At 62.3% G+C, this 11,587-nt stretch carries 11 protein-coding genes and 1 pseudogene; 4 read left to right on the forward strand and 8 right to left on the reverse strand.

Going from position 1 to position 11,587, the window contains the following annotated elements:
• The 7 genes and pseudogenes from yacG to I5W_RS16280 form a co-directional block, all read right to left on the reverse strand.
• Nucleotides 1-89: pseudogene (gene yacG / locus I5W_RS29960) on the reverse strand (DNA gyrase inhibitor YacG); the annotation flags it as partial.
• 34 nt (nt 90-123) lie between these two features.
• Nucleotides 124-879 (reverse strand): cell division protein ZapD, encoded by a 756-nt coding sequence (gene zapD, locus I5W_RS16255; RefSeq protein ID WP_017451950.1) that lies wholly within the window; start codon nt 877-879, stop codon nt 124-126.
• Nucleotides 880-1,104: 225 nt separating this feature from the next.
• Nucleotides 1,105-1,725, reverse strand: coding sequence for a dephospho-CoA kinase (coaE, locus tag I5W_RS16260; protein WP_017451951.1), 621 nt, complete (start codon nt 1,723-1,725; stop codon nt 1,105-1,107).
• A 13-nt stretch (nt 1,726-1,738) separates the two neighbouring features.
• Nucleotides 1,739-2,602 (reverse strand): prepilin peptidase, encoded by an 864-nt coding sequence (locus I5W_RS16265; RefSeq protein WP_044530012.1) that lies wholly within the window; start codon nt 2,600-2,602, stop codon nt 1,739-1,741.
• Between the two features lie 54 nt (nt 2,603-2,656).
• Nucleotides 2,657-3,904 (reverse strand): type II secretion system F family protein, encoded by a 1,248-nt coding sequence (locus I5W_RS16270; protein ID WP_044530013.1) that lies wholly within the window; start codon nt 3,902-3,904, stop codon nt 2,657-2,659.
• Nucleotides 3,891-5,027: a GspE/PulE family protein gene (locus tag I5W_RS16275; protein ID WP_050010680.1), complete on the reverse strand. Its 1,137-nt coding sequence runs from the start codon at nt 5,025-5,027 to the stop codon at nt 3,891-3,893. Before I5W_RS16275 ends, I5W_RS16270 begins: the two co-directional genes overlap by 14 nt.
• Before the next feature lie 129 nt (nt 5,028-5,156).
• On the reverse strand, nt 5,157-6,446 hold the full coding sequence (locus I5W_RS16280) for an HlyC/CorC family transporter (RefSeq protein ID WP_017451955.1): 1,290 nt from the start codon (nt 6,444-6,446) through the stop codon (nt 5,157-5,159).
• A 494-nt stretch (nt 6,447-6,940) separates the two neighbouring features.
• Between I5W_RS16280 and infA the strand changes: the two genes are divergently transcribed.
• Both infA and I5W_RS16295 read left to right on the forward strand, forming a co-directional pair.
• Complete coding sequence (infA, locus tag I5W_RS16290) at nt 6,941-7,204, forward strand: translation initiation factor IF-1 (protein ID WP_006713209.1); 264 nt, start codon at nt 6,941-6,943, stop codon at nt 7,202-7,204.
• Between the two features lie 73 nt (nt 7,205-7,277).
• On the forward strand, nt 7,278-7,535 hold the full coding sequence (locus I5W_RS16295; RefSeq protein ID WP_044530014.1) for a hypothetical protein: 258 nt from the start codon (nt 7,278-7,280) through the stop codon (nt 7,533-7,535).
• Nucleotides 7,536-7,546: 11 nt separating this feature from the next.
• On the opposite strand, the gene I5W_RS16300 is transcribed toward I5W_RS16295, so the two are convergent.
• A complete protein-coding gene (locus I5W_RS16300) occupies nt 7,547-7,912 on the reverse strand; it encodes a winged helix-turn-helix domain-containing protein (RefSeq protein WP_306302676.1) in 366 nt (121 codons plus the stop codon).
• Nucleotides 7,913-8,655: 743 nt separating this feature from the next.
• Between I5W_RS16300 and I5W_RS16305 the strand changes: the two genes are divergently transcribed.
• Together I5W_RS16305 and I5W_RS16310 are read left to right on the forward strand one after the other, a co-directional pair.
• The gene (locus I5W_RS16305; RefSeq protein WP_252717061.1) at nt 8,656-9,843 is read left to right on the forward strand and encodes a hypothetical protein; all 1,188 of its coding nucleotides are present in this window, start codon (nt 8,656-8,658) and stop codon (nt 9,841-9,843) included.
• The gene (locus I5W_RS16310) at nt 9,834-11,006 is read left to right on the forward strand and encodes a hypothetical protein (protein ID WP_026052028.1); all 1,173 of its coding nucleotides are present in this window, start codon (nt 9,834-9,836) and stop codon (nt 11,004-11,006) included. Before I5W_RS16305 ends, I5W_RS16310 begins: the two co-directional genes overlap by 10 nt.
• Nucleotides 11,007-11,587: the final 581 nt, after the last annotated feature.

An 11,587-nucleotide genomic window follows, 5' to 3' on the forward strand; every position in this document is an offset into this window, starting at 1 on the left:
GCAGCGTTCGGAACAGAAGGGGCGGAATTTGTTTTTCTCGCTCCATTCCACCTGGTGCCACAGGTCGGACAGTCTACGATCGTTGCCATACGTCTACTTTACTTCATTCATTCAAATTACAGGTCAAAAGCCGCACAGCGCCAGTTCGAAGGGCACTTCACCCTCGAAGGAGCGCGGCTTCTCGTCGCCATCCTGCTGGGTGAAACGCACCCATAGCATGTACTTGTTGGCCGAGATTTCGGGAATCGCACCCAGCTCGATATCCAACGACAAGCGCAACATCTGGTAGACCTTGCCTTGCAGCATCTGCTGGTAACTGCCGCCTTCTGCATTGATCTTTACGGCATGACCCGATTCGCGCAAGAGTCGCATGACGATGCCGATGGCATCGAACAGTGGCACCAGCGGCGCGAACCAGTTGGAAATGTCGTTGAAACGGCGTTCGAAGGGATGCTGTTGCCAGGCGTAGTAGGCCGGCAGGTCGAATTCGCAGGCGCCGCCGGGGATGATGGTGCGACCGCGGATGCTCATGAGCCATTCATTGTCGCGGATGTTCTGGCCGGTCTTGCCTTGTGCGGCGGCCAGGGCGCTGCTGGCCTGGTCCACCTCGGCCAGGATGGCATTGAGCATCTCGGGCTCGACATTGGGATTGGACTGGTAAGCCAGCAGGATCTGCTTTTGCCGTTCCAGCTCTTGCAGCAGGTCGGACTTGAGGTCGGCGCGTCCGGCGACCTCCAGCATTTCGAAAATGGTGGCAAGGGCGATGTGATGCTGATGCGGGCTTTCCTGATGCAGGAAGAAGACGAACTTTTCGTAGAGGTCTTCCAGTCGCAACAGCGTGCGAATACGCTCATTGAAAGGGTATTCGTAGACGATCAAAGCATGATCCCTTTATTGGTTGAACCGGACTGGTTAAGGCCGCTGACAGGCCAGGCTTGTGCAAAAACCTCGTCAACATTGCAATGTTTGTGATTCTGACCCATGCAGCAGAAAAATACAAATGCAGGCGGCATCAAATGAAGCTGGGCTAGCGCCTCGGATTTGGCCGCCTGCCCGACTGTACTGCTGGCGCTGCAATGGGCTTCTCGTCGCGCTTCGGGGGGCTCAGGAGCTTGCGGTCAAGGCCAGGTAATGCGCGTGCAGTCGAGCTACCTGGGCCGGCAGCGCGGCGTTGTCGCCACCGTTGTCGATGACGTCATGCGCCACGGCCAGCCGTGCCTGGCGGCTGGCCTGGGCGGCCATGATGGCTTCCACTTCGGCGCGTTGCAGGCCATTGCGCTGCATGACCCGCGCAATTTGTACTTCTTCCGGGCAATCCACCACCAGGATGCGGCTGGCGCGCCCAACCCAGGTGCCGGACTCCACCAGCAGCGGTACCACGAAGATGACGTAGCTGCCGGTGGCGGCTTCGGCCTGGCGCAGCGTCTCGCTACGGATGAGCGGATGCAGGATGGCTTCCAGCGCATGGCGCGCGGCCGGATTGCCGAAGACATGCTGGCGCATCCGCGTGCGGTCCATGGCGCCGTGGGCGTCGATGAAGTCGTCGCCGAAGTGTTCGCGCAGGGGGGCGATGGCCAGGCCATCAGGAGCGGTCAGGGCGTGGGCGATGGCATCGGTATCGACCAGCGAAGCGCCGAGTTCGGCGAACAGATTGGCCACCGTGGTCTTGCCGCTGCCAATGCCGCCGGTCAGGCCGACGGTGAAGCGTTCAGTCAGAGAAGTCATGGGATCGAGTCGATCAGAAAGCGTAGAGAATCAGGTTCAGCCAGTCGTGGCCCAGCACCAGCGCCAGCATTCCGGCCAGGGCCAGGCAGGGGCCGAAGGGGATGGCCTGGCCGCGCTGGTGCCGTCCGCCCAGCATCAGCGCCAGGCCCAGCACCGCACCCAGCGCCGAGGCCAGCAACAGCATCAGGGGCAGCGCCTGCCAGCCCAGCCAGGCGCCCAGCGCGGCCATCAGCTTGAAGTCGCCATAGCCCAGGCCTTCCTTGCCGGTCGTCAGCTTGAAGCACCAGAAGATCAGCCACAGCACGCCATAGCCGGCCATCGCGCCCAGCACCGCATCCTGCAGCGGCACCAGGCGATGCGTGAGATTGACCAGCAAGCCCAGCCACAACAGCGGCAGGGTCAGGTCGTCGGGCAGCAGCATGGTCTGGGCATCGATGAAGGCCAGCGCGACCAGGAAGGCGGCGCCGGTCATGAGCGCCAGGCCGGTCAGCCCCAGGCCATAGCGCCAGGACAGCAGCGCGAAGAGCACGGCGCACAGCAGTTCCACCAGGGGATAGCGCAGGCTGATGGGCGCGCTGCAATAGGCGCACCGTCCGCGCAGCAGCAGCCAGCTCAAGACCGGCAGCTTGTGATGCAGCGCCAGCGGCGTGGCGCAATGCGGGCAGGCCGAATGCGGCAGCCAGAGGTTGTAGCGTTCGGTATGGGGCAGCGCCTCGCCGCGTTCGTGGGCCACGAAGTTGGCGCTTTCGCGCAGCATCATGGCCGGCAGGCGATGGATCACTACGTTGAGGAAGCTGCCCACCAGCAAGCCCAGCAGGGCAGCTACGCCAGACAGGACGGGGCTGCCGGAGACGGCATAGGCTTCCAGAAAAGGCATCGTCGGTTCAATCGTCTTGATCGTGAATAAAAAGGAAGAAGGCGCCAGCTCGGCTCACACCAGCGCACCCATGCGAAACACCGGCAGGTACATCGCCACTACCAGGCCGCCGATGACCACGCCCAGCACCGCCATGATAACGGGTTCCATCAGGCTGGTGAGGGCGGCCACGGCATCGTCGACCTCGCGTTCATTGAGTTCGGCGATCTTGCCCAGCATGGCGTCGAGGGCGCCGGCTTCCTCGCCCACGGCCGTCATCTGGATGGCCAGGTCGGGAAAGACGCCGCTGGCTTGCATGGCGGTATGCAGGGAAGCGCCATTGCGTACCGCATCACGCACTGCCAGCGAGGCCTCGGCATAGACCACGTTGCCGGCGGCACCCGCGACCGTCTCCAGCGCTTCCACCAGGGCGATGCCGGCCCCGAAGAGCGCGCCGAAGGTACGGCTCCAGCGCGCCAGCGCCGCTTGGCGCAGCAGCGGGCCGAACAGCGGCAGGGACAGGCTCAGGCGCTGCGCTGCCCGTCGCATGGGCGGGTAGCGCAGCCAGGCCTGTCGCGCCAGCACGGCCAGCGCGATCCCTGACAGCAACAGCAGATGCCCGTACTGGCCCAGCAGGCGCGCAGTGCTCATGACCATGCGCGTGGCCAGCGGCAGCTCGGCACCGAATTGCTGGAACATCTGCTCGAAGGCCGGTACCACCCACAGCATGATGACCACCGTCACCACGATGGCCACCAGTACCACCGCGCAGGGGTAGGCCAGCGCCGCGCGCACCTTGCCCTTCAAGGCCAATGATTTCTCGCGATAGAGCGCGATGCGTTCCAGCATGGTATCGAGCAGGCCGCCTTGCTCGGCGGCCCGCACCAGGTTGCAGAAGAGCGCATCGAAGTGCCGTGGATGCTGCGCCAGTGCCACGTGCAGGCTGTCGCCGCGCGAGACTGACTGGCGCACCGAGGTCAGCAGGCCGGCCATGGCGCCCTGGCCGGACCCGCGGATGGCGATGTCCAGCGCCTGCAGCAGCGGCAGGCCGGCTTGCAGCATGGTGGCCAACTGGCGCGTGAAGAGCGCGATTTGCTTGTCGCTGATGCGACCCTTGGCGAGCGGGCGCGGACCAGTATCGGTAGGGGCGTGCGGCTGCACATCGGCCCGCAAGCGCGCCACGCGCAAGCCCTGGCGCCGCAATTGCGCACGCGCCTGGGTTTCATCGGTGGCTTGCAGCAGACCGCGCTGCGGCCGGCCGTGGCGGTCCAGGCCTTCCCAGCGGAAGGAGCGAGTCGAGGGGTGGCGTTCAGGTGCAGGCAAGTATTTCTCCCACGCTGGTTTCACCGCGCAAGACCTTGAGCAGGCCGGCGCGGCGCAAGTCGATGATGCCCTCGGCCTGGGCCTGGCGCGCCAGTTCCAGGGTGCCGGCCTGGGCCAGGATGAGCGATTGCATGGCCGGGCTGACCGGCATGACCTGATAGATCCCGGTGCGCCCACGAAAACCGGTGTGGTTGCAGGCCGGGCAGCCCTGCGCGACGAAGGTGGTCGGCGTGCCCCCGGTCGGGCGGCGGCAATGACAGAGCTTGCGCACCAGCCGCTGGGCCACGATCAGGCTGACCGAAGCGGCGATGTTGTAGGCCGGCACGCCCATGTTGAGCAAGCGGGTCAGGGTGGCCGGGGCATCGTTGGTATGCAGGGTGGACAGCACCAAGTGCCCGGTCTGCGAGGCCTTGACGGCGATGTCGGCGGTTTCCAGGTCGCGGATCTCGCCCACCATCAGCACATCCGGGTCTTGCCGCAGGAAGGCGCGCAGGGCCAGCGCGAAGTCCAGCCCGGTGCGCTCATTGATGCTGACCTGGTTCACCCCGGGCAGGTTGATTTCCACCGGATCCTCGGCGGTGGCGATATTGACGCCCGGCTGGTTGAGTCGCTGCAGGCAGGCATACAGCGAGACGGTCTTGCCCGAGCCGGTCGGCCCGGTCATCAGTACCAGCCCGTGCGGCTTGGTGATGGCGTGCAGCAGGGCTTGCTGCTGGGCCGGTTCGTAACCGAGTTCGGCAATCGACAGCGTGGCCTGGGCGGTATCGAGGATGCGCAGCACGATCTTTTCGCCGAACTGCGTGGGCAGCGTGGAGACGCGGAAATCCACGCTGCGCTCGGCCAGCGCCAGGCGCATCTTGCCGTCCTGGGGCAGGCGTTTTTCGGCGATGTCCAGGCGCGCCAGGATCTTGAGCCGGGTGGCCAGCTTCTCGCGCAGACTCAAGGGCGGCTGCGCCAGTTCGTGCAGCACGCCATCCACGCGCAGGCGTACCCGGAATACCGATTCAAAGGGTTCGAAGTGAAGATCCGAGGCGCCCCGACCGACCGCATCGGCCAGCAGCTTGTGCAGCAGGCGCACCACCGGGACATCGTCGTCGGCGACCGCCGTATCGGGAGCTTGCATGGGAGACCTCGCGCGCAGGGCAACGTACAGGGAGCGCAAGTCTCCCATGCAGTGCGACGGCGGCAAAGCGGGTCAGCGGTTTGCGTGGGCCAATGTCGGTGGAGTTCGATGTGGCGCCAGCGTAGCGCCTTAGTCGGGTGTGGTGGGCGGCGGCAAGGCAATCAGCTTGACCATGCGGATGGCCTGGTTCTGCACCTGCACGATCTCGATCACGCAGCCATCGATCTTCACGGCCACGCTGGCTTCGGGGATGTCCTGCAGGGTTTCCAGCAGCAGGCCATTGATGGTCTTGGGACCGTCCAGCGGCAGCTTCAGGCCCAGGCGCTTGTTGATATCGCGCAGGGTGGTGCTGCCTTCGAGCAGGCAGGTACCCTCCTTGTCCCAGCTGAAGCCTTCGCCGGAAGAGCCGGGCGAGGAAGTGGTGAATTCGCCGATCATCTCTTCCATGATGTCTTCCAGCGTCACCAGGCCCTGCACCTCGCCGTATTCATCGACCACGATGCCCAGGCGTTCATGGTTTTCCTGAAAGTATTGCAACTGGGTGAAGATATCCGTTTCCACCGGCACGTAGTAGGGCGCCGAGAGCAGGGCGCGGATGTCGTCGTGGCTGATCTCTTCTTCCTGGCGGAACAGCGACACCGTCTTGCGCACGTGCAGGATGCCCACGATGTGGTTGATCTCACCCTCGAACACCGGCAGCTTGTTGTGATAGCAGGTGGCCAGCTGATGCAGGATGTCGTCCACCGGTGCGGCCAGGTTCAGGGCCTCGACCTGGGCGCGTGGGGTCATCACGTCTTCCACCGAGATCTTTTCCAGGTCGAACAGGTTCAGCAGAATGCTCTTGTGCTTTTGCGGGATGAAGCTGCCCCCTTCGAGCACGATGGAACGCAGTTCTTCGGGCGAGATGCGTTGCTCGGCGGCGCGCGCACCGGTCTTGATGTGCAGCAGCTTGAGGATGGCCGAGACGAAGAGATTGACGAACCAGATCAGCGGTTTGGACACCCGCATCAGCGGTTTGAGGATGAAGCCGGTAAATAGCGAGATGCGTTCCGGGTGGGTAGCCCCGATCACCTTGGGCACGATTTCGGCAAAGACGATCAGCAGCGCCGCCACGCAGGCGGTGGCCGCAGTGATGACACGCTGGTGGTTACCGAAGGCGGCAATGGCCAGCGCCGTCACCAGCGCCGTGGCCAGCGCATTGATGGCGGTATTGGCGATGAGCACTAGCGACAGCAGTCGTTCGGTGCGGTCCAGCAGCCACAGGATGGTGATGGCGGCACGATTGCCCTGTTTGGCCAGGTGCCGCAGGCGATGGCGGTTGGCGGCCATCAGCGCCGTCTCGGTCATGGAAAAGAAGGCCGAGAGCAGGACCAGGATGAAGAGTGCAAGAACTTGCACCCATATGGGTACGGTTTCCAAACGTTGCCGTCAGGTTGATTGCCCTCGCCAGGGAGGGAGTCGGCGGGCCTGCTGCCTTTCGATGAAAGGCAGGGCAGGGCGGCCAGCGAGCGCCAAAGTCTAGACGATGGGGGCGCATCCCGCAAGCCGGGCGGCGGCGTGGTGTTGCAGCCGCTACCGATGGCCCGGCACGCTTGCCTAGCGGTCACGCCGCGCATTGGCGGTAAGGGCAAAAGCGCGTATAATGCATGGATCGCTCAAGAAAAGAGCGGAAATCCTGATCCCCACGCGCCTTGTCGTACCCGAACCCTGCAATCCGCGTGATTCGCATCTTCATCCGCTTCCCCGAGTAAAGAACCTGCGCTACCGGCCTCACCGCAAGCGCGTTCACCTGTCCTCCGACCTTAACGCTCCCGGCCGCCGCGTTGCGCGGCCAGTCCGTCAAAGCCAGAGATTGCTAATCCCCCGAGCCCTTCCTCGCTGGAGGTCGCGCGCTCACGCACAAGAAAGAGAAAATGGCAAAAGAAGAACTGATCGAAATGCAAGGACAAGTCTCCGAAGTCCTCCCCGACTCCCGTTTCCGTGTGGCACTGGACAATGGTCACTCGCTGATCGCCTACACGGCTGGTCGCATGAAGAAGAATTTCATCAAGATCCTGGCGGGCGACAAGGTCACGCTGGAACTGTCTCCCTACGACCTCAACAAGGGTCGCATCATCTTCCGTCACCTGGAACAGCGCGGCCCCAGCGGCCCCCGTCCGGGCTTCCGCCGTCGCTAAGCCCGCGGCGCACGTGCGCTGCCTGGGGTGAGGGTCAGCCCTTTACCGGATCGGTTTGCGAAAGAAAAACAATATGCCTACTCCGGTCGAGCACCAGGAGCAGTACAAGGGTTTCCAGGTCTGGCTGTGCTGTACCGGCAGGCTGGACCAGTGGGAAGTCAGTGCCGTGCGCATCGTCGATAGTCTCACCCTGGGTGAGCCATTGTTTCCCAAGCGACCGCTTCCCGGCCGCTCCGACAGCGCCGCCCATGCCATCGACCGTGGCATGGCGTGGGCCAGGGCAGTGATCGATCAGCTTGATCCGACGCTGGATGGAGAGTGGTCGGTGTGAACCTTCTGCCCCTAGCGGCTACGTCCGCTATCGGCCGCCTTGATCAGGCATTGCGAGACCTTCACCAGATGTTGCTGGGCCGCCGCGGTGAGGTTGATCTGCTTGCGCCTGCCGTCCTCTGTCTCGGACAGGGCTATCCACCCCTTTGCCACCAGTGACTTCAGTCGCAGGTGCACGGTCACCGGCGAGCCCAGCGAGGCATCTCCGGTCACGTCGGTCACCGACAGGCTGTCCTCGGCGTGCAGCGCCATGGTGATGTGGTCGAAGATCTTCTTTTCCAGTGGCTCCAGCGTGGGCAGATCACGAATCGATTCGATGAGTTCCAGAAAGCGCACATAGATATCCATGTGCCGTTTTCGCTTGTCAGCACCCATCATGATTCCTCCGCAGATTGAGCGCGTATTCTACCGTCGCCCCAGTACTGCAGCATCCGTATCAAGGGGCTATCTCCCGAAAGCGCAATAGAATCCATGTGCGTTTTCGCTGTCAGCACCATCATGATCTTCCGCAGATTGAGCGCGTATCTACNGTCGCCCCAGTACTGCAGCATCNGTATCAGGGGCTATCTTCAGATNGATCATACCCACCGAATCCGAAGCGTCGGACTGNCCGTGCTGTNGTCGCCGCAAAGGAGTTTGACTCATCGATCCATCCGTTCGCGTGAAAAGTTTCCTGATCGAAGTCAAGTTTAGTTAATGTAAATATAGAATCTAAATATTTTTGCTAAATAAGATACCGGCGTGGAAAAACGTGGAGCCCTTTCCCGAAGAAGACGGATCTTCTTCGTTGCCTCATGTCATGTTTGCTGAAGATAAATAATCGATTACGTCAAAATCACGTAAGGCGATTGGCAAACCTGAAGCGCGATGGTAATGTACCGAAAAAATTTTTAGAGTCTGGGAAAACAGGGCTGCGGGGAGCGGCGCATTTCCTGGCGAGGCTTCAACCATCGTCTGTATCAAGATGGTGGTCGCGATCCATGTGGGGTGGAATGCGACATGAGCAGTGCATGAGCCGTGCCAGCGAGGTAACGCTATCCTTCTTCCATTCAATGATCCTGGACGATAACAAGTCGTTCCATCTTCATTCCAGATGAACGATTTCAACCACTGGGGGGTGGGTGATTTACTTCAGATATTTCCGGCAGCGGCTGGGGGCCTTGCTGCTGCTGTCCATCATGTCGTCCTTCGCTGGGGCGCAACAGCCACCGGACGTGGCCTTTGCCGGGTTTGCCTTCGCCGGTGGCGAGAGCACCATGAAGGCGCGTTTCCCCTATTCACAGCGCTATGAAGCGGCGCAGCAGAGCGCCGGCAAGACCGTCTATCAGTTGCTGATGCAGCAGTTGCAGGCGACGCCACCGACGCACTTGCGCATCACCACCCAGCTCGATGAGCTCAAGGGGCGCGACCAGGCCCTGGCCGTGGCGCTGGTGGTGGGCAATGAGACCGTCTCCGATGAGACCTTCGGCAACGTGCACAAGCTGATGGTGGTCATTCGTGCGCAGGTGATGTTCTTCGACTTCAAGTCGATGAACGTGGTGCGTTCGTATCCGGTCAGCTTTGCCTATGTCGATGTCCTGGATCATGCTGCCAGCGACAATGAAATCATGGCGCGCGTCAGGCTGGTCTACGAAGGGACCGGCGACAAGCCGGGCATCCTGGCGCGCTTCGTCAACAGTGTGGCCAAGGCGCAGATTCCGGCGCAGGTCACGCGTTACCTGCAGGTGGTCAATGTACGCGTGAGCCCCGAGGCGCAGGCGGTGATTCCCGCGTCGCTCCGCTCCGAGCCGGGGGCGGTCGAGACCTGGGCCGCCGACCTGGTGGGGGAAGCCATTTCCACCCGGGCCGGCGTACCTATCGTGCCGTATTCCAAGGGCTATGCCATCGGCAATGTGATGTCCTTGCGCGTCTCCGACGGGACGGTATGGCAGCTCAAGCTGCCCAAGCCCGACTACGAGATCAGCGTGGACCTGACCAACTTCAAGAAGATCAAGTTCAGCGAAGTGGCCGGTGGTGCCACCACCTACGTCTATGGCGCCTATGGTGCAATCCGCATCGTCGAGCCGCTGGGCAACAAGGTCTATCTCGATACCGCCCTGAAGAATGGCGAGACCCGCATCATCCCGGCCAGCCAGCAGTACGTGGACGACTTCCCGCATTTCTATGATGCCCTCAACGGCATGTTCGTCAAGCTGGCGCAGGTCATCGATGGCACTGGCGACGAAAAGTGGATCAAGAGTGCGGCCGCGGCCAGCGCCATTGAACAGCAGATTGTGCAAACCAAGGAGTTGATGAAGTCATGCAAGTAATCCGAACCCTCATTGCGCTGATGCTGGCGATGTTGCTGCTGCCGGCCAGCGCCCAGATCCAGCAGGCACGCGGCCAGTATTCGATCAATTACAAGGACGCGCTTGGCGTGTTCGACCGCAAGGAAGCGCCGGCACCCATCAAGCAGAAGGCTAGGCAGGAAGCGGCGCTCAAGGCTGTCGAGAGCTACTATGCCGAGGCTGGGCAATCGGAGTCGGCCAACTTCGATGCGATCCGCGCCAAGATCCTGGAAAACCAGGATCGCTACATCCTCGATACCACGGTGCTCTCCGAGACCGATGATCCGAAGGAATTGCGCTACACGGTCGCGGTGCGCGTCTCGCTGAACGTGGCCAACCTGCGCAATGCGGTGCAGGCATCCTCGGCCATCGGCAAGGCAGCGCAAGGCGAGAAGTCGGCTATGAGCTTCGTCTTCGTCTCGCGCCAGGTGGATTCGGCCAAGTCCTATGACGATCGCGTCTACAAGCGCCAGGACAACTCGGCGCAACTGGTCGGCTCGGCGGTGAGCAAGGATAGCTACAAGGAATCCACCAGCGAAGGTGAGTCAGTGCGCAAGTCGCGCGTGAGCACCAGCGGTTCGGCCACTCGCGAGACAGGGCAGAACGTGGACGTGTCGGTCAAGACCACCGTGACTTCCGAAACCGGTGGCAGCACCACCCGCAAGGCGACCGAGACTACCTGGCGCGTGCTGCCCAGCGCCAACCTGAATCAGGTGTTCGTCTCCAAGTTCTCCGAAGCCGGCTATGACGTCATCGAGGCTGCCATGGTGGAGTCGGCCGTCTTCAAGATCGCCAACATCGAAGCCGACTACAAGTCGGGTAATGATCTGCAGCCGCAGACCCTGCGCGCGATCGCGGCCGGCATGAAGGAAAACCAGATTCCCTATATCGCCCTGGGTACGCTCGACGTCGGCCTGCCGGACAAGGATCCGCAAACCGGCCTCATGCGCGTGGCCGTCACGGTCAATGCCAAGGTGTGGGATGTCACCAAGCCCATCCCGCGTACCCGCCTGGCCGTGGGGCCGGTGGCCTACGCCGGTGTCGGCCCTACCGAAGATGAAGCACGCGGCAATGCCCTCAAGGCCGCTGCCAGCAATGCCGCGCAAGAGCTCTCCAGCCGCATGACCACCATGGGTCTGCGCTGAGCTTACCGGTCTGGCGGGATGGCATCCGTGCGTTGATGGCGTGCGCATGGATGTCGTTCGCACCCTGATGGCGCTCTGCTGTCTGCGCATTTCCCCTCGTTGTAGTTCCCGTTTGTTCATCCATCCCTTACCTCATCAAGGAAGAAAAAACCATGAAAAAGATCCTCGCCCTGGCCGCTGTTTCCCTCGCCATGACCCTGCCGATGACCGCGTCGGCGCAGTTGGGTAATCTGTTGGGCGGTAGCAAGCCCGCCGCCGGCGGTGCCGATCTGTCGGGCCTGCAGACTCAACTGGTGCGCAACTACGCGGCTGCGGGCCAGGATGTGGGCACCGCCAACACCCACATCGGCGATGCCCTGGGCATCAAGCTGCAATCCATCGATGCCTCGGCCACCTCCGATTCGCTGTCGGCCAGCGAGCTCGAAGCCAAAGACAAGGCCATCAGCGCCAACGCCCAATCGGTCTCGGATGCGCTCAAGAAGGGCGCCACTCTGAAAGATGGCGAATCCNAGAAGAATTCGCCCAGGGCTTGCTGTCGCTGGCAACCGGTCTGAAGAAGTACATCGGCCTGCGCAACGATG

It is taken from the genome of Herbaspirillum sp. B65 (genome assembly GCF_000333555.1).
In the GTDB taxonomy this organism is placed as follows: domain Bacteria; phylum Pseudomonadota; class Gammaproteobacteria; order Burkholderiales; family Burkholderiaceae_D; genus Herbaspirillum; species Herbaspirillum rubrisubalbicans.